This is a genomic window from uncultured Chloroflexus sp., assembly GCF_937951745.1.
Lineage (GTDB): Bacteria > Chloroflexota > Chloroflexia > Chloroflexales > Chloroflexaceae > Chloroflexus.
This window is the reverse complement of the sequence record NZ_CALFBQ010000047.1, coordinates 42,126-63,977: the sequence shown is the minus strand read 5'-3', so window position 1 is coordinate 63,977 and position 21,852 is coordinate 42,126. Positions and strand designations below refer to the sequence as shown.

General features: G+C 58.7%; 16 protein-coding genes. 5 read left to right on the top strand and 11 right to left on the bottom strand.

Annotation, left to right across the window (positions count from 1 at the left end; translation table 11 throughout):
- Positions 1-41 precede the first annotated feature (41 nt).
- Complete coding sequence (locus Q1A59_RS11720) at positions 42-518, top strand: hypothetical protein (RefSeq protein WP_299645009.1); 477 nt, start codon at positions 42-44, stop codon at positions 516-518.
- 22 nt (positions 519-540) lie between these two features.
- Positions 541-840 carry an HNH endonuclease family protein gene (locus tag Q1A59_RS11715; protein WP_298401636.1) on the top strand — a complete coding sequence of 100 codons (300 nt, stop codon included), beginning with the start codon at positions 541-543 and terminating at the stop codon, positions 838-840.
- Positions 841-915: 75 nt separating this feature from the next.
- Here the strand turns inward: Q1A59_RS11715 and Q1A59_RS11710 are convergent, their stop codons facing one another.
- From Q1A59_RS11710 to Q1A59_RS11670, 9 genes are all read right to left on the bottom strand, one after another.
- Positions 916-2,262, bottom strand: a complete 1,347-nt coding sequence (locus Q1A59_RS11710) for a dihydrolipoamide acetyltransferase family protein (RefSeq protein ID WP_298401493.1) — start codon at positions 2,260-2,262, stop codon at positions 916-918.
- Between the two features lie 81 nt (positions 2,263-2,343).
- Complete coding sequence (locus tag Q1A59_RS11705; RefSeq protein ID WP_298401496.1) at positions 2,344-3,327, bottom strand: alpha-ketoacid dehydrogenase subunit beta; 984 nt, start codon at positions 3,325-3,327, stop codon at positions 2,344-2,346.
- 128 nt (positions 3,328-3,455) lie between these two features.
- On the bottom strand, positions 3,456-4,484 hold the full coding sequence (locus Q1A59_RS11700) for a thiamine pyrophosphate-dependent dehydrogenase E1 component subunit alpha (RefSeq protein WP_298401497.1): 1,029 nt from the start codon (positions 4,482-4,484) through the stop codon (positions 3,456-3,458).
- A 187-nt stretch (positions 4,485-4,671) separates the two neighbouring features.
- Positions 4,672-7,632 carry a malto-oligosyltrehalose synthase gene (locus tag Q1A59_RS11695; RefSeq protein WP_298401499.1) on the bottom strand — a complete coding sequence of 987 codons (2,961 nt, stop codon included), beginning with the start codon at positions 7,630-7,632 and terminating at the stop codon, positions 4,672-4,674.
- Positions 7,629-10,067, bottom strand: coding sequence for a DUF3536 domain-containing protein (locus tag Q1A59_RS11690; RefSeq protein WP_298401502.1), 2,439 nt, complete (start codon positions 10,065-10,067; stop codon positions 7,629-7,631). The genes Q1A59_RS11695 and Q1A59_RS11690 overlap by 4 nt, the downstream gene beginning before the upstream one ends.
- Positions 10,068-10,157: 90 nt before the next feature.
- Positions 10,158-11,933, bottom strand: a complete 1,776-nt coding sequence (treZ, locus tag Q1A59_RS11685) for a malto-oligosyltrehalose trehalohydrolase (RefSeq protein ID WP_298401505.1) — start codon at positions 11,931-11,933, stop codon at positions 10,158-10,160.
- 102 nt (positions 11,934-12,035) lie between these two features.
- Positions 12,036-14,072, bottom strand: coding sequence for a 1,4-alpha-glucan branching protein GlgB (gene glgB, locus Q1A59_RS11680; protein WP_299645008.1), 2,037 nt, complete (start codon positions 14,070-14,072; stop codon positions 12,036-12,038).
- Positions 14,073-14,311: 239 nt separating this feature from the next.
- Positions 14,312-17,674 (bottom strand): maltose alpha-D-glucosyltransferase, encoded by a 3,363-nt coding sequence (gene treS, locus Q1A59_RS11675; protein ID WP_298401509.1) that lies wholly within the window; start codon positions 17,672-17,674, stop codon positions 14,312-14,314.
- A gap of 75 nt (positions 17,675-17,749) precedes the next feature.
- Positions 17,750-19,789 carry an alpha-1,4-glucan--maltose-1-phosphate maltosyltransferase gene (locus Q1A59_RS11670; protein ID WP_298490032.1) on the bottom strand — a complete coding sequence of 680 codons (2,040 nt, stop codon included), beginning with the start codon at positions 19,787-19,789 and terminating at the stop codon, positions 17,750-17,752.
- 359 nt (positions 19,790-20,148) lie between these two features.
- Here Q1A59_RS11670 and Q1A59_RS11665 point away from each other — a divergent pair, with 359 nt between their 5' ends.
- Entirely contained in the window at positions 20,149-20,388 is a 240-nt protein-coding gene (locus Q1A59_RS11665; RefSeq protein WP_299645007.1) for a hypothetical protein, read from the top strand.
- Between the two features lie 47 nt (positions 20,389-20,435).
- Here the strand turns inward: Q1A59_RS11665 and Q1A59_RS11660 are convergent, their stop codons facing one another.
- Complete coding sequence (locus Q1A59_RS11660; RefSeq protein WP_298490036.1) at positions 20,436-20,666, bottom strand: hypothetical protein; 231 nt, start codon at positions 20,664-20,666, stop codon at positions 20,436-20,438.
- A 199-nt stretch (positions 20,667-20,865) separates the two neighbouring features.
- On the opposite strand from Q1A59_RS11660, the gene Q1A59_RS11655 reads away from it, so the two are divergent.
- Positions 20,866-21,075, top strand: a complete 210-nt coding sequence (locus tag Q1A59_RS11655) for a hypothetical protein (protein WP_298401520.1) — start codon at positions 20,866-20,868, stop codon at positions 21,073-21,075.
- A gap of 164 nt (positions 21,076-21,239) precedes the next feature.
- On the opposite strand, the gene Q1A59_RS11650 is transcribed toward Q1A59_RS11655, so the two are convergent.
- A complete protein-coding gene (locus Q1A59_RS11650; RefSeq protein WP_299645006.1) occupies positions 21,240-21,548 on the bottom strand; it encodes a hypothetical protein in 309 nt (102 codons plus the stop codon).
- Between Q1A59_RS11650 and Q1A59_RS11645 the strand changes: the two genes are divergently transcribed.
- The gene (locus Q1A59_RS11645) at positions 21,543-21,746 is read left to right on the top strand and encodes a hypothetical protein (protein ID WP_299645005.1); all 204 of its coding nucleotides are present in this window, start codon (positions 21,543-21,545) and stop codon (positions 21,744-21,746) included. The two genes, Q1A59_RS11650 and Q1A59_RS11645, sit on opposite strands and share 6 nt — an antisense overlap.
- The last annotated feature ends 106 nt before the right edge of the window (positions 21,747-21,852 follow it).

Below are 21,852 nucleotides of genomic sequence, written 5' to 3'. Positions count from 1 at the left end.
AAGTGCGTAGTCAACGGCTCTTTAAACTCATTCGTGAACGAGTGCGCGATCCGGTTAAAGTATTCGCGCTGCTCACCGCGCTTGAGGCGCGGGCCGAATTATTCGCCGCCTTGTCAGATCCACATCACGGACTCTGGTTTGATCTCAGTGAGGTGCGACCATACATTCGCGAACTCAACCTGTTTCGTGTGCGCCAGATGACACCGGTGCTGTTTGCCGCTTGGGAACAGTGGATGCCTGACAATCCCGCGAATTTTGTCAGTATTCTCAGGATGGTTTCAATTATCTCGTTTCGCTATACCGTGGTCAGCGCATTAAATCCTAATGGATTGGAACCGGTATATCACGAAGCAGCAAAAGCTATTATCTCTCATCAAGCCAAAACGCCGGCGACAGTATTTGAACTATTGCGTCCGATTTATGTTTCAGACCATAAATTCGAGCACGATTTTGCTACTTTGGCCATTTCAATGAATGGCCAACGCAAGAAACTGGTCAAATATACCTTGTTGATGTGATCCTGATACTGATCCGGCTTCAATTGAACATATTCTGCTTGAAAATCCGAGCCAAGAATGGGAACAGACGTTTCCTCAATCACAGTGGGAAGCTGCTGTTTACCGCTTAGGAAATCTCACTCTGCTCCGGGCAGCGGCCAACCGGCGCGCTAGGAATGCCAGTTATCGCGAGAAGGTGAGCATTTACCAGCAGAGCACTTATCAATTGACCAAAAACATTGCCGAACTAGCGCCAGAGGAATGGACAATGGAGTTGCTCGAACGCCGCCAACGTGATCTGGTGCGCATTGCTACGATGGTTTTGCGGATTGATGTGGGTTAAAACTAGAGGCAACCACGCGAAGACGGCAAGGTTAAGCAATACCATCTTCGCGTGGCGTGTTGGCTTATGATCTGCTCATCCCTCCCACTGTTCGAGTCGCTGCTTGACCGTAGCGAGGAAGCGATCGGCGGTAGCGCCGTCGGCTATCCGGTGGTCGAAAGTAAACGAGAGGTAGCACAGTGGGCGAATGGCGATGGCATCAAGCCCGTTTTGAGTGATGACTACCGGACGCTTAACCACGGCGCCGATGCCGAGAATACCGGCTTGCGGTTGGTTGATGATCGGCGTGGCAAACAGGCTGCCGGTGACGCCATGGTTGGTGATAGTAAAGGTACCGCCATGGGTCTCTTCGGGCCGCAGCCGTTTGGTGCGCGCTCGTTCGGCGAGGTCGTTGACGGCGCGGGCCAGACCGAGCAGATTTTTCTCGTCGGCGTCAGGAATGACCGGCACCAGCAAGCCTTCGTTCAGCGCCACCGCAATCCCGATGTTGATCCGGCGGTGCAGCACGATGCCCTGCTCGGTGAAGCTGCCGTTGAAGACCGGTACTGCTTGCAAACCGGCCACCGTCGCCATCACAAAGTAGGGGGTAAGGGTCAAGCGCACGCCTTGCCGGTTGAAAGCTTCTTGATGGGCAGCACGGTGTGCAAGCACTCGGCTCAAATCGACCTCCATCACGGTAGTCGCATGCGGCGCGGTGCGTACCGAACGAGTCATGTGTTCGGCAATGCTGCGTCGCATTGGGGTGAGCGGTATGAGTTCGGCGTCGGCAGGGATCTCGACCGGGGCCGGAGCTGGCTCGACTGCCGAGGCCGGAGCGGAAGCCACCGCTGACGCAGGTGCAACTGCCGCAACTGGTGTAGGGACTGGAGCAGCCGCAACCGGCGCAGGGGCAACTGCCGGAGTCGGCGCAGCCGGTTGGCGCTCACGTTCGGCGAGGAAGCGCAGTACATCTTGTTTGGTGATCCGCCCACCTTGTCCGCTGCCACGGATTTGGGCCGGGTCAAGGTTGTGTTCAGCCAATAGCCGGGCCACGACCGGCGAGAGATAGGCATTGCGTCCATCGGTAGCTGGCGGTGTAGCTGGCGGTGCGGCAGTCGTGGTCGTGGCGGCAGCGGCGACCACTGCCGGCGCGGCAACGGTCGCTACCACCGGGCTAGCCGCTGGGGCCGGCGCGGCAACCGCTGCCCCAGCCGGAGCGAGCCGGGCAATTACCGTGCCGACCCGCACCGTCTCGCCTTCGGGCACCAGTATCTCGTGCAGGATGCCAGCTTCAGGAGCGGGCACCTCTGTGTCAACTTTATCGGTCACGACTTCTAGCAATGGCTCGTATTTCGCCACTGCATCGCCGGGTTGCTTGAGCCAGCGCCCAACGGTGCCTTCGGTGACGCTCTCGCCCAATTGGGGCATTTTGATGTCGATCATGGATCTCACCTGCTCATACGTTATGCATCGATCAGAGGGACACAGCGGCGCTGTGTCCCTTCGGTACGACCCGTGTGATGTTCAATACGCTGCTAACCGGCGCATAGCGGTGGCGATCGATGCTGGCGAAGGCATAAACGCCGCTTCGAGCGAATGGGCAAACGGCATCGCCGGCACATCCGGCCCGCCGATCCGCATGACCGGTCCGTCGAGATCCTCGAAGGCATGCTCGGCGATAATTGCCGCTACCTCGCCGCCAAACCCGCCAAACAGATTGTCTTCGTGGACGATCAGCGCCTTGCCGGTACGGCGCACGCTGGCGAGGATCGTCTCGGTGTCGAGCGGGCGTAGCGTGCGCAGATCGACCACCTCGACGCTCACCCCTTCGGCGGCGAGGGTCTGGGCCGCCTCGAGGCAGTAGTGCAGCATCAGACCATAGGCAAAGACCGATATATCCTCACCGGGACGCTTGATATCGGCGGGGCCGATCGGCACGCGGTAATCCTCTTCGGGCACAAAGCCTTTGATAAGGCGATAGGTCTTCTTGTGTTCGAGGAACAGCACCGGGTTCGGGTCTTCGATCGCGCTCTTGAGCAAGCCCTTGGCGTCGTAGGGAGTTGATGGCGTTACCACCTTGAGGCCGGGCACGTGGGCAAAGAAGGCTTCCACGCTCTGGCTGTGGTAGAGTGCGCCGTGGATGCCGCCACCATAGGGAGTACGGATCACGAGTGGTACCTCCCAATCGCCGTTCGAGCGGTAGTGAATCCGGGCCGCCTCTTGCACGATTTGGTTGAAGGCGGGCGCAATAAAGTCGGCGAATTGGATTTCGGCGATCGGCAGCGTGTCGTTCATCGCCGCGCCAATGCACGCGCCGACGATCACGCTCTCGGCCAGCGGCGAGTCGATCACGCGCATGGGGCCGTATTTGTCGTATAAGCCTTCGGTGACGCGGAAGACGCCGCCGCGCTTACCGACATCTTCACCAAAAATAAAGACCCGTGTATCGGCAGCCATCGCCTCGTCGAGGCCCTGCCGGATCGCTTCGAGCAGGTTCATCTCTGGCATGACATCCTCCAATGACTGTGTTTAACGCAAAGCCGCTAAGGACGCCAAGGACGCGACGGTTTTTGGATGGTCGCCCCCGGCGCGTTTGCGCCATACTCCACTATCCTCTGCGCCGTTGCGATGTTGCGTTACCGGCGTGGCCGTGCCGGCGCATACACATGGTCGTAGAGCGTTTCGGGTTCGGGCATCGGCGCGCGTTCGGCCTCTTCGGTCGCGCGGTCAACGATCGCCGCCACTTCGGCGCGCATCGCCTGCTCTTCAGCTTCGCTCAAGATGCCGTGCTCGCGCAGTTGGGCGACAAAGCGCACAATCGGGTCTTGGTGGCGCACGAGCGTCAGTTCGTGCGGCGGACGATAGGTGCGGTCGTTATCGTCGCTAGAGTGGGCCGTCATGCGCACCACGCGGGCCTCGATCAGCGTGGGACCATCGCCACGGCGCGCGCGCTCGACAGCGCGGCGGGTGACTTCGTAGACGGCCAGCACATCGGTGCCATCGACGCTAATGCCGGGAATGCCATAGGCCGGCCCGCGGTCGGCCACGCTGGCTACTGCCATCTGTTGGCGTTGGTGAACACTAATCGCGTATTCGTTGTTCTCGCACTGGAAAATGACCGGCAGCCGGTGAACGGCTGCCAGATTCAGTGCTTCATGAAAGTCGCCTTGGCTGGTGGTGCCCTCGCCGAAGGATACCCACGCTACCGCATCACCACCTTTGATCTTCTCAGCGAGGCCAATCCCAGCGGCGTGCGCAATTTGCGTCCCCACCGGCGACGATTGGGTCACAATTTTTAGGCGGCGGCAACCGTAATGAGCCGGCATCTGTCTACCCCCCGAACTCGGATCGGTGGCGCGGGCAAAGAGGCCCAGCATCACTTCGGTTGGAGTCATCCCCATCACGAGCACCGTCGCCAAGCCACGATAGTAGGGCAACACAAAATCCTTGCCTCGGCTGAGCGCAAATGCGGCCCCTACTTGTGCCGCTTCGTGCCCTTGGCAACTAATCACAAACGGTGCCTTGCCGGCCCGGTTGAGCACCCACATTCGCTCATCGAGCGCCCGCGCTAACATCATATACCGCAGCATGTCTTGCAACGTATGCGGCGGCAGATCGTGCCCAAATCCCGGACTGGCGCTGATTTCGTTGATCGAGACGGTCATTGATACTACCTCCCTCTTGATTTACGCGCCAATACCAAATTCCCGCCACGGTTCGCCGTAGCGGGGCGCGACAACGCAGGCGCACGCTCGTAAACGCTTACGTTCCGTCCCCATCGACGGCGATCGTGTATTCAGGCTACCATGAATAGTATAGCCGAAAATGCCGGTTTGCGGATGGCCGCAGCCGTCACGGTTCCCGCACCGCCAACGCCACTGGCCAGCGCCGCAAGACATCAGCCAGCGCCAGCCCCGGTCCCGCCGGATGATCGGCGACAGTCAGGCACTCATCGGTAAACAGATTGCGGTAGTGCGTTCCCGGCGCCACTTCAGGCAACGGCAGCCACGTCTCACCCCACAACTCACCGATCGGCGGCGTTTCCTTCCCGCCGCTAAGCCGGGCCGTGAGCCGGGGGGCGACTGCAAGCACTTCGCCGGCAGTGGGATGGCGGCGAGCAAAGGCGATAACGTACTCGGTAGCCGGCCCGGTCGGGGTGAGCGGCAAGTAGGCACCGGTGCGGAAGAGATCGATCCGCTCGCGCCGGCAGGCCAGCGCAGTGGCGATGGTGTAGAGCTTGATCCGGCCATCGGCGGCGGTAGCCAGCAGTTCTTCCGCCAATGCCTGCGCCCCGCGTTCGGCTCGCTGCGCGCGCAACTCGGCCAGCAGCGCCACCCGGCGCTGGAAGTCTACCGGTCGCCGGTTGTCGGGATCGACCAGACTCAAATCCCACAACTCGCATCCCTGATAGAGATCAGGCACCCCCGGCGTCGCCAGCCGCACGAGAGTTTGGGTCAGGCTGTTGAAGCGGCCAAAAAACGCGATCCGCTTAGCAAACGCATCAAGGCTTTCGAGGAACCGGCGCGAACGGCGTGGGTCGAGAATACCCGTCACAAACCGTTGCACAGCGGCATCATACGCCGCGTTCGGATTGATCCAGCTCGTATTCACCTTGGCCTCGCGAGTGGCCTTTTCCATATACGCGGCAATCCGCTCGGTAAAGTGAGCAAGCTGCTCCATCCCTTCCCACGTACCTACTAACGTCTGGTAGAGCAGATACTCATCGTTGCGACTAGGCGCCATTCCGCCCTCAAGCTGGCTGCGTTTCGCCGCATTCAGTCGGCTCCATTGCAGCACGTGCTTGCGCCATTCATCGGGCAGCTCACTCAGCACGCTGATGCGGGCGCGCACGTCTTCACTACGCTTCGTATCGTGGGTTGAGGTTGTCACCATACTGTGCGGCCAGTGTTGCTGCCGAGCTTGAGCAGCCTGATGCAGATCGGCCACATCGTTGCCAAAGAGTTCGGGGTGTCCGCCCACCTCATTGAGCGCGACCAGCCGGTTATAGACGTAGAAGGCCGTGTCTTCCACCCCCTTGGCCATCACTGGCCCACTTAGTTGCTGAAACTTCATCACAAAGCGCACCACATCATCGCGCACTTCTGGTGCAAAGTGGTCAAGATTACGCAAAAGCAATGTTTCTTCGATAAAGTCGAAGATTTGGGCGGCAGTGCGCGGGTTGCGCCGTTTCGCTTCCCTCACTGCGAAGCGGATCGCCTGCTCATCTCGTTCGCTAACGATACCGTCAGTGCTGATGTACGTGCGGTAGACCGGCATCCCGGCAATTACTTCACGGATCGCAAACGTCAGACTGTTAAGCGTAAAGTCGCGATAGCGGCGGGTGCGTTCGGCCAGTCGGTCGAGTAAATGGCTGAGCGTATTGACTTCGCTGGCGAGCGCGACCAGCATGATCTCTTTCTTTTTGCTGTTGACCAAATTGGCGAAGGTGGGTTGCGGCCCGGCAAACTGGCTGTATAGACGGTTGAGCGCGCGTTGACTGCTGCGATCAATCAAAGCGCCGCCGATTTGGTTGAGAAAATCGTAGCCGGTGGTGCCGGCCACTGCCCAATCAGCGGGCAACGGTTCACCGTGGCTGAGAATCTTCTCGGCCACCACGTAGAGCGGCCACAGTCGTTCGCCGCGTTCGGCCTGCGCCAACCGCTCGCGAATCTGTTCATCGAGATCAGCCGGGGCACTGCCACCAAAGCGATATGCCGCCGCATAGCGCAAATAACTCTCTTGCAATTGACGGAAGTAGGCCGCCGGCTGCCATAACCCATCAGGGTGATCGATACGGGCACCGGTAGCAACTCCTTCCGCCAACAAGCGCAAGATCAGATCGTGGGTCGCTTGCAAGACCTCCGGCAGCTCAACCCGGATAGCCGCAAGATCGTTAATATCGAAAAAGCGACGGTAGTTGATCTCTTCGGTCGCCACCCGCCAGAAAGCCAGCCGGTACGATTGGCGGGCAATCAACGCATCAAGCAAGTCAAAACTTTTCGGATCGGCGGGATCGCCGTTGTAATCGGCCAGTGCCTGCTCAATCATGCGGCGCACCGGTTCGCTCGCTGCCACCAGCGTTGCGATTCGTCGCTTGATAACTTCTTTCTCTCGGTTGCGCTCGATCACCCGATCAGGCGCCGTCTCGTGACGCGCCGGCAGATAGCCGATTGCCGTTATGATGCTCTGCAACTCAATCGCGTCGGGATGATCCGGCCCTAGCTCGCTCAGCAGATCGTCGAGCCGGTGAGCCAGAATATCGGCATAACTGCGCGGATTGAGCGGGAAGCGGTGTTCCCAGTAACCCAAGCTAAACCCGCCATCATCATCGTAGGACAAGCGCAACTCGCCCCGTTCGAGGATCACGCCGTATTGATCGCCGAGCACCGGCAGCAACACCTTGCCGTGCAGTTCGGGCGGCACCGGATCCCAATCGATATCGAAGTAGGGGGCAAACACCGAACTCGGCCCATTTTCAAGCACATCGCGCCACCAATAGTTGCGCAGATCGCCAATACCCATGTGATTGGGCACTACATCGAGGATCAACCCCAATTGATGGGCACGGAGAACCTCAGCGAGACGGGCAAAAGCCGCTTCACCACCTAATTCAGGATTTAATTGCGAATGATCGGTGATATCGTAGCCGTGCCGACTACCGGCGCGCGGGGTCAGAATCGGTGAGAAGTACAGATCGCTAATCCCAAGTTCAGCGAAATAAGGAACCAGCTCAGCTACATCGGTGAAGGTCAGATCAGCGTTCAACTGCAAGCGGTAGGTTGCGCGTGGAATGTGTGGTTCTACGTCAATCATGGTTCTCCCGGCGGCAGACGAAAGCGCAATTTTGCACCGAGCGCGCGGAACAGCCGCACCCACGTATGGGCATCGGCGTATCCTGTCTCGGCTTCCGCCTTCATCTGCGGATAAACAGACTGCAACAACTCGTAATAGACATTTTGGGTGTGCCAGACATCAACCTCGAAGGGTAGATTGCGGGCTAAGCCGACTGCTGTGTCGAGCTGCGCCAACAGCGCCCGATCCTCAGGCTTGACTTGAAAATGCTCGCTAATACGCCGGATGGTGCGTGCCAACGTATAACTCAATCCTTCGGCATCGAGAGAAACGCCAGAACGCTTTGCTTCACGTAACAGGCTATTAATCCGGTCAAAATCGAGCGGATCAGCCTCGAACAAACGGCGTAGTTCGGTATTGATAGCAAACTTAGCGGCAATTTGAAACTCTTGCGGCACCGGCATACCCATGCTCGCCAAGAAACGCATCAAGGGGGCATGATTCTCGTAAATTTGCCGGTACGCGGCCTCGGCATCGGCCAAACTCGAGGTTAGAATGCGGTTGAGGATTTGGCGCTGTTCATCACCAAAGAGCAGTTTGAGCGAATACTGCTCTTGGCCGAAATTGCGGTCAACGAGACGGATCACACCGGGAATATCAGCACGTAGGAAAAGCTCACTCAGATCTTCGATCAGCCGCTGATAGCTTTGCTCGCTCTGATATTCGCGTACACCACCTGAAATATTGTGATCGCCAAGATGAAGCACGCCGAAGCTGAGCCGAGTTGATTCGCCGGTGACATTCGACTCGATCCGAATCCGACCAAGCGCCAAGCGGGATTTCCCCGCCAAGAGCAGATGATAATCTTCGCGATCGACCGTATAAGCATAAATTCGCTCACGTTCTCCGACGCCATTGAAGAGCGAGGTCATCGCGTAGTGCGCGCCGACTTTGCGCAGATCGACCATTGCTGGGCGCACGTGGCGCTCGTAGAGGTCGCGGCCAGTGCCGCGCGCCGGCACATTGCTGCGCGCCTGCGCCAGCCGGTCGAGAAATTCCACTTCAAACTCTTCGCCAAACAGCTCGTGGGCCAGTTGGAGCGCCCGCCCGGCATACATCATCACTTGTATCGTTTCGATTCCACTCAGATCATCGAAAAACCAGCCGCACGAGGTGTACATCAACATCAGATGGCGCTGCAACTCCATCAGCTTCAGCACCGCAATCCGCTGGCCCTCATCGAGCCGCCCCCGGCCATGCCGGCCAATAAAGGCAGCGACATTCTCCGGCGAGCGATCGAGAATCACGTTGATATAGTCATCGCGCGCTGCCCATGGATCAACCAGCAACCGGCGAGCATAACCCTCGAAGCGAGGGGCAATTGTATCGCGCAGCCAGTCGAGCGCAGCGCGCAGCGGCGCCCGCCATGCCTGATTCCAACCCGGATTGCCGCCAGTATTGCAGCCGCAATCGGTTGACCAGCGCCCCACGCCGTGCGCGCAACTCCACGAGGTGCGTTCGATGATCTGCACTTCGTGGGTGGGGCGGTAGCGTTGCAAGTACGAGGCATAATTGGTCAGCTTAGCCAAGCCGGTCTCTTCGATGTAGTGCATAGCGTATGCTAGCGCCATGTCGCCGTAGCGATGGTGGTGGCCGTAGGTCTCGCCGTCGGTGGCGATGTGGGCAAGTTGCGGCCACGGGCGCTGGTCGTTGAAAATACTGGCCAATCGGTTGGCAAAACCGACCCCGCTGCTGAGCAGGCGCTCGAAGGCGACGGCCTGCGACACCGGCCCATCGTAGAAGAAGACGGTGATCGCCCGCCCGCTCGCCAGTTTCACCAGATACGGCTGGGTCGGATCGATCCGTCCGCCACTGACATCGTGCCAGATCATCTCGCCGATTTTGCGCACATGACTAGCTTGGATCGGGGCCAAGATCGTAAAGCGGATGCCATGCTCGGCCATGATATCGAGCGTTTCGAGATCAACCGCCGTTTCAGGCAACCACATCCCTTCCGGCTGACGGCCAAACCGGTAGACAAAGTCGCGGATGCCCCAGATGACTTGCGTCACCTTATCGCGCCGCGAGGCTAGCGGCATAATCATGTGGTTGTAGCACTGCGCCATCGCCGAGCCGACGCCGAAATAGCGCTGGCTCTCTTGATCAGCTTGAAGGATGGCATGATAGACCTGCGGCGCATGGGCGGCCAGCCACGTCAAGAGGGTTGGCCCAAAGTTGAAGCTGATCCGGCTGTAGTTGTTGACGATGCGGACAATTTGATTTTGGCTATCGAGAATGCGTGAGGCGGCATTTGCCTCGTAGCATTCGGCAGTAATCCGCTCGTTCCAGTCGTGATAGGGGTATGCCGAGTCTTGCTGTTCAACCGCTTCAAGCCATGGATTTTCCCGTGGCGGTTGGTAAAAGTGGCCGTGAATGCAGATCAGCCGCTCGGCCATAGGAGGTACTCCGTTGTTTCAGCTTCGTTTGCGTTGGCGCAAAGACGCTCTGCTACAGATTGTTTACACCTTTGCGCCCCTGTATTACTTCTAGGCGGTTGCTACCAACAGCACCGCGCTGTGGCCAGCGCACACGACGCTGGCCCGTTTTAGATTCGCTGCCGGCGGATCGGCGCTATCGAGCCGAATCTGCCACGCTTGCGCCGGTAGATCGATCTGCGCCGGATCGAGGCCGAAATTGAGCAGTAACCGGATGCCCGGCCACTCGACGATAATCACCTGCCCTTGCACACGGGTGCGTGGGCGCTGCCGCAACCCCGGCAGTTCGCGCCGGATGCGTAACAGTTCGCGGTAGAAAGCTTGATGCGCCGCGTGCCGCCCTACCGCACGCAAACTATGATTCAGCTTTGAGCGCATGAACGTTGCTGGGTCTTGCGGATCGGGCACAGCTTGGCCGGGATGGAGGAAGTAGGCAAATTCGCGTTTGCGCCCCTCGCGCACGCCGGTGATCAACGCCGGATCACTATGATCGGTAAAATATTGGAACGGCGCTGGTTCGTTGTACTCTTCCCCCATAAAGATCAACGGCGTATACGGGCTGAGCAGTACCGTCGCCGCCGCCAAGCGCATCTGCGCCTCGCTGAGCGTCGCGCCGAGCCGATCACCAACCGCGCGATTGCCGACTTGATCATGGTTTTGGGCAAAGACCACAAACTGCTCGACGGTCAAATCCGACGGATTACGACCAAACCGGCGGCGCGCATGGGGTGAATATTCGCCAGCAAAGACGAAACTCCGCTCAATTGCTGTCGCCATCTGCTCGATGCTGCCAAAGCCCTCGTAGTACCCTTGTTGCTCGCCGGTGAGCAGGGTGTGCAGCGCGTGGTGGAAATCGTCTGACCAGATACCAGTCAAGCCATATCCACCCAGCTCTTTAGGGCGGGCAAAGCGCGGATCATTGAGTGGATGCTCGGCGAAGAGGTAGGCCGGACGGCCCAATCGCAACGCTTGCGCCCGTACCCGATCGGCTAGCTCTTCGAGCACGTGGTAGGGCGATATATCAAAAATAGCATGGGTTGCATCGAGGCGCAAGCCGTCAATGTGGTACTCGCGCAGCCACTCAAGTGCATTTTCGATGATCAACCAGCGCACCAGATCACTCTCGGCCCCGTCATAGTTGATCGCCGCCCCCCACGGTGTGCGGTAACGATCGGTAAACGCCGGCGGCGCGATGTCCCATAAATAGTTGCCTTCGGGACCAAAATGGTTATAGACCACATCGAGCAGCACAGCCATGCCGTGAGCATGGGCGGCATCAACCAGTCGCTTGAGGCCCGTTACGCCGCCGTAGGTGGTATGCGGCGCATAGAGGTAGACGCCATCGTAGCCCCAGTTGCGCGCACCGGGGAAGTGAGCCACTGGCATCAGCTCGATCGCGGTGATGCCGAGATCGCGCAGCATGGGTAGGTGGGGAATAATCGCCTCGAAGGTGCCTTCCGGCGTGAAGGTGCCTACGTGCAGCTCGTAGATCACCAGATCGGCGAGCGGAACTCCGCGCCACGTCGTATCGCTCCAGTCAAAGCGATGATCCACCACCGCCGACGGGCCATGCACACCGTCGGGTTGGCAGCGCGACGCCGGATCGGGCCGCTCGCGCGCTCCGTCGATCCGGTAGCGGTAGCGCGTGCCGGGAGGTGCTGCCGTGATCACATGCCAACAACCGTAGCCGATCGGCTGCATCGCCACCGCATGCGGCTGCGCATCGAGCACGATCAGCTCAACAGTTGTCGCCGTTGGCGCCCATAGTGTGAACGCGGTTGTACCATCGGCCCGGTAGACCGCGCCGGGCAGGGGTAAATCAAACATAGAGATTCCACGGTTCGAATTCGTAGGGCGGGTTGAAAACTCGCCCTGTGTTGCCACAATGTGCGAGCCGGTGGGGCGGTTTGAAAACCCGCCCCCTCTCATTTATCCATTATGTTTAAAGAACAGCGCCCCCAATGGCGGCAGGCGCAGCCGTAACGAATATGGCCGGCCATGCGATGGCGTCTCTTCGGCCATTATTACCCCGCCGGCATTGCCTTGCCCGCTGCCCCAATAGTACTCAGAGTCGCTGTTAAACAACTCGCGCCACCAGCCGCCCGCCGGCACGCCGACTCGATAATCCTCGCGCACCACCGGCGTCGCATTCAGTACCACCAGAATCGTTTCACCATGCCGGCTCTTGCGCAAGAAACTGTAAACGCTGGCGTCGGCATCATTGGCATCCACCCACTCAAACCCCTTCGGATCGCAGTCGAACTCGTGTAGCGCCGGCTCGCTGCGGTAGAGCCGGTTGAGATCGCTGATCGTGCGCAGCACCCCTTGATGCGAAGGGAACATCAACAGGTGCCAGTCAAGGCTGGTGTCATGCGACCATTCGCGCCACTGGCCGAACTCGCCGCCCATAAAGAGCAGCTTCTTGCCGGGTTGGGCGAACATGTAGCTGTAGAGCAGGCGCAGATTAGCAAACTTCTGCCACACATCACCCGCCATTTTATCGAGTAGCGACCCCTTGCCATGCACCACCTCATCGTGCGAGAGCGGCAGCACGTAGTTTTCGGTGAACATATAGAGGCCGCGGAAGGTCAGCTCGTTGTGGTGGAAACGGCGATAGATCGGGTCGCGGCGGAAGTATTGCAGCGTATCGTGCATCCACCCCATATCCCACTTAAAGCCAAAGCCTAACCCGCCGACGTAGACCGGACGCGAGACCATTGGCCATGCCGTGCTCTCTTCGGCGATCGTCTGTACGTCGGGATAGTACTTGTAGATTTGGGTATTCAATTCGCGCAGGAAGCTAATCGCTTCAAGGTTCTCATTGCCGCCGTACTCGTTAGGAATCCACTCACCGGGCCGGCGCGAGTAGTCGAGGTAGAGCATGCTCGCCACCGCGTCAACCCGCAGGCCGTCAATATGAAACTTATCAAGCCAGCAGAGGGCTGAGCTGATCAGGAAGCTGCGCACCTCATTGCGCCCGTAGTTGTAGATATAGCTCCCCCAATCAGGGTGATAGCCCTTGCGCGGGTCAGCATGTTCGTAGAGATGGGTGCCGTCGAAGTAGGCCAGACCATGGCCGTCGGTGGGGAAGTGACTCGGCACCCAGTCGAGAATCACACCGATCCCGTTCTGGTGCAGGTAATCAACAAAGTACATAAAATCTTGCGGCGTACCGTAACGGCTCGTCGGCGCAAACATCCCGGTTGACTGGTAACCCCACGAGCCGTAAAAGGGGTGTTCAGTTACCGGTAACAACTCGATGTGGGTAAAGCCGCACTCCTTGACGTGCTCGGCCAGCTCGTGCGCAAGCTCACGGTAATTGAGCGGGCGGTTATCCTCTTCGAGCTTACGTCGCCACGACCCAAGATGCACTTCATAGATCGAGATTGGTACGTCGAGCCGATGGCGCTGGCCGCGCTCGGCCATCCATTGCTGATCCGACCATGTATAGTCGCGATCCCAGACAATTGCCGCCGTCTGCGGTGCGACTTCAAAGTAGCTACCGAAGGGATCGGTCTTGTCTTCACGGTAGCCATAGTAGCGCGAGGCGATGTGGAACTTATAGCGCATTCCTTTGCCGACGTGGGGGATGAACCCTTCCCACACGCCGGAAAAGCCGCGCTGGCGCAACGGGTTGGCCCCAGCGTCCCAGTTATTCCAATCGCCGATTACAGCCACATATTCGGCGTTGGGCGCCCAGACTGCAAAGTACGTACCGGAAACGCCTTCGATCGTTACCGGTTGGGCACCGAATTTATTGTACAGGCGGTAATGGGTGCCTTGATTGAAGAGATAAATATCATCTTCACTGAGGATGCTAGCCATCATCGCTTTGGTCGCCGCCGACGGCTCTTCGGCCACTGCGGCGGGTGTAGCGGTATGCGGCGCAATCATCGGCGCAGTCGCTTCTTCAACCGGCGTTTCTTTCTTGCGACGGGTACGGCGCGGTTTTTCAGTATCGCTCATGGGTGGTTCCTCTTGTGGGTATTGATGGCTGCGCTCACGCGCAACTCGTAGGCTATTGTAATGCAGCTTTTGGTTTTCCCGCAGCGTGCGTCGAGGGCGCGGAGGCGCAGCAATTCCGCGCGAGGGCGGAAGTCGCCCGCTCAGGCATGTATTCTGCTGAAGCGGGAGATTGCTTCGGCTGCTGTACGCCCTCGCAATGACAAACGTGCTGCGCACTCGGTATTCTCTGCGGTACACTGCTACTGCTCAAGCTGGCGCAAGATCCCGTTGATCGGAATGGGCAACCAATCCGGGCGATTATTCATTTCATACGCCAGTTCGTAGATCGCTTTTTCGACCACAAAGGTCTCAAGCAACGCTTCCAAATCGGCGCGATTGGCGGGCACAAACGGTTCGTGACCCGCTGTAGCGAGGTAGCCGTGCAGGAACGCAGCGCAAACCCAGAAGCTCCAGAAATCGGCCCAATGTTGCAGCCGCTCGAACTCATCAGCGCTGCTGGCCGCCCCATCACGCGCAAAGAGAACAGCATACGCGGCGTACTGGTACGAGCGCAGCATGCCGGCCACATCGCGCAGCGGCGACCGCTTAATCCGCCGCTCGCTGATCGGGCGCAGCGGTTCACCCTCGAAGTCGATAATTACATAATCTTTGCCGGTAAAGAGCACCTGCTCAAGATGATAATCGCCGTGAATGCGGATGCGCACGGTCTCGATTTTATCGCTGGTAATGCGATGTAGCCGGGCTAGCAAGGCGTCTTCACTTTGCGCGACGCGTTCGGCGGCGGGGCGCACTGTCGCCGGCAAGGATGGCAACTGCTTGCGCAGGTCTTGCAGGGTGCGCCCGATCAGGCTGCGGATGCTCTGATAGATCGAGCGTTGGTAGAGGGTTGAGAAGGGTTCTGGCGCCATAGCCGGCCCGCTCCCTTTTGCCAACGCCTGATGCATCTCGGCGGTGCGCTGGCCAAGCAAGCGTGCTGCTTCAAGGTAGCCGCCGATCAGCTCTTCGGCTAACGGCGCCAGCGGTTGTGCAGCAGCTGCCAACAGCTCGGCTACGCTCCCCTTCACCACCGGCGGGGTCAAATCGGGCCGGGTGAGCACCGTATCGTAATAGCGCCGCACCACATCGAGCGCGTAATCGAAGGCGTCACCCTCGTTTTGCACATAACCCTGCACAATCGCCAGCGTTAGCGGCTCGTCTTTGCCGCGCAAGTATTCGATGTAGCCGGCCACTGGCGGCGTGTGGGCAAACCCAGCCTCTTCGGTCAAATAGCGGCCTAGTTCAAGATCGGGGTTGCGGCCCGGCTCGATCTTGCGGAACAGCTTCATGATCAGCCGGGCGCCGAAATTGATTGACGAATTGCTCTGCTCGCCGCGCATCAGGCTCGGTTCAAGGCCATCACTGCCGCTCAGCAACTTCCGCAAAGCGCGAGTCGTACCTCCCACCAGCTCGCCGCCAGCCTCGCCGCGCAAGCGCCGGCGACCTATCGTCAGTTCGAGGAGCGCCGCCGGAAAGCGCCGCTCGCCGATCGGATCGTACAGCACCCCCGCTTCAGGCCGTCGCCCCACCTTCAGGCGGGCAATCGCCAAATGGCGCTGATCGGCCACTATCTGATCGGCCCGCTCACCTTCGGCATAGGCCATCGGTAGCAGATACATTTCAGGGCTGCCCTCAACATACTGCACATTCAGCAGCGTGAGATAGGCCGGGCCGCCGGCATAATCGAGCCGAACAAATTCGTTGATGCTGACCTGCTTAATCTTGCGCGTCTTGGCGCCAAACCAGCGCCGGTTGCGCAAATAAACGGGCAAGACCCGTTCTAGCCGCTCTTGGCGACCGTCGTAAAAGATGGCATCCCACTCGATCGCGTCAACCGGTATCTGCGCCAGCTCGGTTTCAGGTTGCGGCGCTGCCAACCGCACCCCCTCGACACGCTGCGGCACCAGCGTAAACCAGTAGAAGCTATGCGGGCCAAGGGTGAGGAAATAGGGTTGGTCACCAATCGGCGGAAACTCGACTTGCCCAAACAGCTCCACCGGCATCAGGCTGCGGTACGGCGAGAGGTCGAGTTCGACGCCTTGCACAAACCGCGACAAATTGAAGACCGCGAGCAGGATTTGGTCTTCGGTCTTGCGCAAGAAACAGAGTACCTTGCGGTTTTCGGGGTAGAGAAACTCAAGCGTGCCGCGACCAAACGCCGCATATCGCTTGCGCAGTGCGATCAGTCGCTTCATCCACCAGAGTAGCGAGTGCTGGTTGGCGCTCTGCGTTTCGACATTGACCGTCTCGTAGTGATATTCGGGATCGGTAATCACCGGCAGGTAGAGTTGCTGCGGGTTGGCGCGGGAAAAACCGGCATTGCGGTCGCCGCTCCACTGCATCGGCGTGCGCACCCCGTTGCGATCGCCAAGGTAGATGTTATCGCCCATGCCGATCTCGTCGCCGTAATACAGCACCGGCGTGCCCGGCAACGAAAAGAGCAGGCCGTTCATCAGCTCAATTTTGCGCCGGTGATTGCCGAGTAGCGGGGCCAGCCGGCGGCGAATGCCAAGATTGATGCGCGCCTGCGGATCACGGGCGTAGACCCGGTACATATAATCGCGCTCTTCATCGGTCACCATTTCGAGGGTCAACTCATCGTGGTTGCGCAAGAAGATCGCCCACTGGCAAGTATCGGGAATCGGCGGCGTCTGCCGCATAATGTCAATGATAGGATAGCGATCCTCAAGATGCACCGACATAAAGAGCCGCGGCATGACCGGGAATTGGAAAGCCATGTGGCACTCATCGCCATCACCGAAATAGGCGACCGCGTCTTCCGGCCACTGATTCGCCTCGGCCAGAAACATCCGCCCATGGTACTTCTCATCCATGTGCCGGCGTAGCCGCTTGAGGAAGGCGTGCGTTTCCGGCAAATTCTCGCAATTAGTACCCTCAGCCTCATAGAGATAGGGGATAGCGTCGAGCCGCATACCATCGACGCCGAGATCGAGCCAGAACTCCATCGCCTTGAACATGGCCCGTTGCACCGCCGGATTCTCAAAGTTGAGGTCAGGCTGGTGGCTGTAGAAACGGTGCCAGTAATACGCCTGCGCCACCGGGTCCCATGTCCAATTGCTGGTCTCGAAATCTTTGAAGATAATCCGCGCGTCTTTGTAGCGGTCGGGCGTATCCGACCACACATAAAAATTACGTGCCGAGGAGCCGGGCTTGGCGCGGCGGGCGCGCTGAAACCACGGATGTTGATCAGAGGTGTGGTTACAGACCAGCTCGGTAATCACGCGCAGGCCACGACGGTGGGCCTCGCGAATAAAGACTTTGAAGTCGGCGAGAGTGCCGTAGTTAGGGTGGATGTTGGTATAGTCAGCGATGTCGTAGCCATCATCACGCAGTGGCGAAGGATAGAACGGAAGTAGCCAGATCGCCGTCACCCCCAGATCCTGCAAATAATCGAGCTTACCGGTCAGGCCGGGAAAATCGCCAATTCCATCGCCGTTGCTGTCGCAAAAGGCACGGACATGCAGCTCGTAGATCACCGCATCTTTATACCAGAGCGGATCATCGGCCAGAATCGTCGGCGCCTTGGCTGGGCGGGTACGGCTCATGATGCGTCCTCATCGTTCGTTTAGCTTACTCCCCTCATCCAACATCGTCGTATCGGCGCAGCGTTGCGCGTGCTGTTAGGCGAAATACTCAAACCCGCGCTCATCGCGGCGCAAGCGGCGAATGCAGAAGATATGCACTGGCGCTTGCGGGCTGAGTTCGACATAGTTAAATTCGCCCGACCACGTATAGCGAGCATCGGTCAATAAGTCGTGGGCTTGGTACACACTATTGAGGCCCCACTCTGCCACCGGCACCTGCACCCAACCGCGCTGGATACGTTCGGGATCGAGGTTGACCACCACTAGAATAATATCTTGGCCATCGGGTGAAGTTTTGCTATAGGCCAACAACCACTCGTGCTCATGGAAGTCAATGTCAACCCGGTGGAAGCGCAGCGTATCGTTGCGGTGCAACGCGGGATGCTCACGGCGAATCCGGTTGAGTTGAGCAATAAAGCCGCGTAGACTATGCGGCGCATCGAGGTGCCACCGCTTGATCTCGTACTTCTCGTTGTCGATATACTCTTCGCGCCCCGGCACCGGAATATGCTCCATCAACTCGTAGGCCGGGCCGTACATCCCCCAACTCGCCGTCAGCGTTGCCGCCATCGCCGCCCGCGTCAGAAAGACGGAACGCTGGCCGGCATAGAACTGCGGGGTCAGAATGTCGGGCGTGTTTGGCCAGAAGTTAGGGATAAAGAGATCGCTCACCGGCGGTGTGGTCAATTCCAGCAGATACTGGGTAATCTCGTGCTTGGTCGTGCGCCACGTGTAGTAGGTATAGCTCTGAGTAAAGCCGATCTTGGCCAGATGGTACATTACCTTTGGCCGCGTAAACGCCTCTGAGAGAAAGATCAGGTCGGGATGCTCGGCCTTGAGCGAGCTGAGGCACCACTCCCAGAAGCGCAAATTCTTGGTGTGCGGATTATCGACCCGGAAGATACGTACTCCCTGCTCGATCCAGAAGGCAAAGATCCGGCGTAGCTCTTGCCACAACCCCTGCCAGTCATCCGACTCAAAATCAAACGGATAGATATCTTGGTACTTCTTGGGCGGATTCTCAGCGTACTGAATGGTGCCATCAGGGCGAGCGCGGAACCACTGCGGATGCTCGCGTACATACGGATGATCTGGCGAACACTGGAAGGCGATGTCGAGCGCTACCTCGATGCCGTAGGTACGCGCTGCCGCTACCAGCGCTCGAAAATCCTCGAGCGTGCCCAATTCGGGATGGACGCTCATATGGCCGCCGTCGGCATTGCCGATCGCCCACGGGCTGCCCGGATCGCTGGGGCCGGCGGTGAGGCTGTTGTTTCGGCCTTTGCGGAAGGTGTAGCCGATCGGATGGATCGGCGGCAGATAGAGCACATCAAAGCCCAATTCGGCCACGTAGGGCAGGCGCTTGATCACATCACGAAAGGTACCATGACGGCCCGGCTCATCGGCAGTCGAACGGGGGAACAACTCGTACCACGCTGAAAACCGCGCCCGCTCACGCTCGACCGTCACTGGATACACTTCGGATTCAGTGGCAAAGCGGCGTGGTAAATGGACGGCCATTAATGAATGGATCTCGCTGGCAAAAGCGGTATCGACATCACCGGCAATCAGCGCCGCCTCAGCCACGTGCAACACCGCCGAATCGGCGCCGCTGGCATGGTGCGCCGCTTCGCCGACGAGTGCCGCCCCGATTTGCAAATCAACCCGCACATCTTGGCCGGCAGCTAGCCGCTTCTCAAGCTGATGCACCCACGTCGCAAAGCGATCGATCCACGCCACAATCTGAAACTCGTGGCGGCCAATGCTATTGAGGGTAAATTGGCCCTCCCAACGATCGTTGACCAGCGGGCGCAACGGCGCTTCGTGCCACGCCTCGGCCCCGACCGGACGGTGGCGCACCACCGCTGCCAACTCGTCATGACCGTCGGCAAACAGATCGCACCGCACCGTCAGTACATCACCCACAATCCGCTTAACCGGATACCGGCCACCATCGATTGCCGGTTCAACCGCCTCGATAATAACCCGGCGCCGCCCTTCACCTACTGCTGCCAGATCAGGAGCGACTGCCGCCGCTGCGCGACGCGATTGAGAACGTGGCGCCTTGACGGTCATGGAGCCTCCTCGAAATGTGACACATCGTGACTTTGCGCGTGGGGTGATGCCTCGTTCACCCTTCCCCACTTTCGATTGTACGGTGCTCGGCGGGATGTGTCAAACTGGTTGCACACGGTACTGATTGGGTTCATTGGCCTTGTGCTGTACTACTATTGCTTGTTCTCCCGCATCCCCGGCTGTGCGCAGGACAACTGTCTGTGAGAATTCGCAGTTGTTGCGCATTGTGTTGTCCACGGCTTTTATCCTCGCACTTGTGGGTATTTGGACGGGGAGGGGAACGTTTTAAAACTTCAGACTCTTTTATCCTCGCACTTGTGGGTATTTGCGATGGCCGGATATTGGCTGGCATCACGCCTGTGCCTTCACCTGCTCCAACGATAACGTGGGAGATTGCGACGGTCGATTGGCCATACCATTTCACCCGCCGGCGTGATCGTACCTTGCGCATCAACCCCGCCGGGCAACCGCATCTCGCTTTTGGTGGCGACGCGCTCTATTACGCCTATGCCGAAGCCGCCGGCTGGCGGATTGAGGTCGTTGATGACAATGCCGGGGTGGGTGAATATGCTGCCCGCGCACTTGATCACGCCAATTAACCGCACATCGGGTACTACGACTGGTTTAACGGCGCGTTGAAATATGCCTATCGCACCGCTAACGGCTGGCAGATCACAATTGTTGACAACACTACGCACACTGCCAATACCCCGCCCTTGGTCGTACCGGCTATGCGCATATTGCGTACTATGACTGGACGCATAGCGCGCTGAAGTAGGCGCGCTGGGATGGATAACGTTGGCAGATTCGGACTGTCGACCAGCACGATACCGGCATCGCCGTTGCCCTTGCCCTTGACACTAGTGATCGCCCGCACATCAGCTTTTTTTGCCGCAGTGACAGCGACATTACAGCATGCTCTGTAGACAGGAAGCGCGTGGCAGGTGCAAACGGTTGATCGCTACGCCGGACAATTTTTGTCATAAGCCCTCGACCGGTAGGGCCACCCTCATCTTGCCTACTATGACACGGCCAATGCTGTTCTGAAATATGCGTACTGGGATGGATCGTGGTGGATGATCCAAGTCGTTGATGACAGAGACATCACCGGCTGGTATGTGACGCTGGCGTTTGATACGCGCGATCAGCCGCATATTGAATACTACGTCGCGCAATCAAGCCTGCAATATGCCTTCTGGAATGGCGCCGCATGGCAACAACAAACTGTCATCGCTGCCAACAACGCCATCCGTGCCCTCAGTCTTGACCTTGATGCAGATAACTAACCGCAGCTCAGCTTGTTTACCGAATACCGTTGAGATCAGAACGCTCTCTGGTATGCCCGCCCGAGCAATGGCTTCTGGCAGATCGAGCTGGTTGAACAATCCGGTCTGGTTGGCCGCTACGCCTCGCTCGCCCTTGACAGCGCCGAACGGCCGTATCTAGCGTATTACACATCACTAGCGGCAATCTGGCTGACGCTGCGTGGACGGGTGCGTACTGGGTAGTTTAGACTGTCGATCAAGCGCCGCCAAGCGGGCAGTTTGTCCAGCTTGCGCTCGATCGTGCCGATCAGCCGTATATTACCTATTACGATGCGACCAACGCCGATCTCAAGTATGCGCGCCGGCGCGCCAATCGCTGGGAGCAACAACGGGTGGATAGCTACGGTCAAGTGGGCGAGTGTGTCACGTTGGCGCTCGATAGTAACGATTGGCTGCACTTCGCCTACTATGACGCCACGAATAGCGATTTGCACTATGCCCGTTGGAACGGCAATGGCTGGCAAATCGAGACGGTAGTTGCCGAAGGTGATGTGGGTCGGTACGCTTCGCTGGCCCTTGACAGAGCCGGACGGTCACATGTCGCCTACTGTGATGCCACGAATGGCGTGCTTATCTATGCATATCCGAACGGAGCAGTATGGGTACGGCAGGTGGTAGATGCCAACAAATAGGTCGGCATCGATGCCTCAATCGTGCTCGATCGGGCCAATTGCCCGCATATCGGCTACCACGGCGCAATCAACGGCGACCTGAACTATGCGCGTGCGCGCGATGGCA

Bases quoted from the DNA above. Each gene is read 5' to 3' on its own strand.
- treZ (WP_298401505.1), bottom strand. From the start codon at position 11,933: ATGTTTGATTTACCCCTGCCCGGCGCGGTCTACCGGGCCGATGGTACA.
- Q1A59_RS11655 (WP_298401520.1), top strand. From the start codon at position 20,866: ATGATCCAAGTCGTTGATGACAGAGACATCACCGGCTGGTATGTGACG.
- Q1A59_RS11700 (WP_298401497.1), bottom strand. From the start codon at position 4,484: ATGACCGTCTCGATCAACGAAATCAGCGCCAGTCCGGGATTTGGGCAC.
- Q1A59_RS11710 (WP_298401493.1), bottom strand. From the start codon at position 2,262: ATGATCGACATCAAAATGCCCCAATTGGGCGAGAGCGTCACCGAAGGC.
- Q1A59_RS11705 (WP_298401496.1), bottom strand. From the start codon at position 3,327: ATGCCAGAGATGAACCTGCTCGAAGCGATCCGGCAGGGCCTCGACGAG.
- Q1A59_RS11670 (WP_298490032.1), bottom strand. From the start codon at position 19,789: ATGACCGTCAAGGCGCCACGTTCTCAATCGCGTCGCGCAGCGGCGGCA.
- Q1A59_RS11690 (WP_298401502.1), bottom strand. From the start codon at position 10,067: ATGGCCGAGCGGCTGATCTGCATTCACGGCCACTTTTACCAACCGCCA.
- glgB (WP_299645008.1), bottom strand. From the start codon at position 14,072: ATGAGCGATACTGAAAAACCGCGCCGTACCCGTCGCAAGAAAGAAACG.
- Q1A59_RS11695 (WP_298401499.1), bottom strand. From the start codon at position 7,632: ATGATTGACGTAGAACCACACATTCCACGCGCAACCTACCGCTTGCAG.
- treS (WP_298401509.1), bottom strand. From the start codon at position 17,674: ATGAGCCGTACCCGCCCAGCCAAGGCGCCGACGATTCTGGCCGATGAT.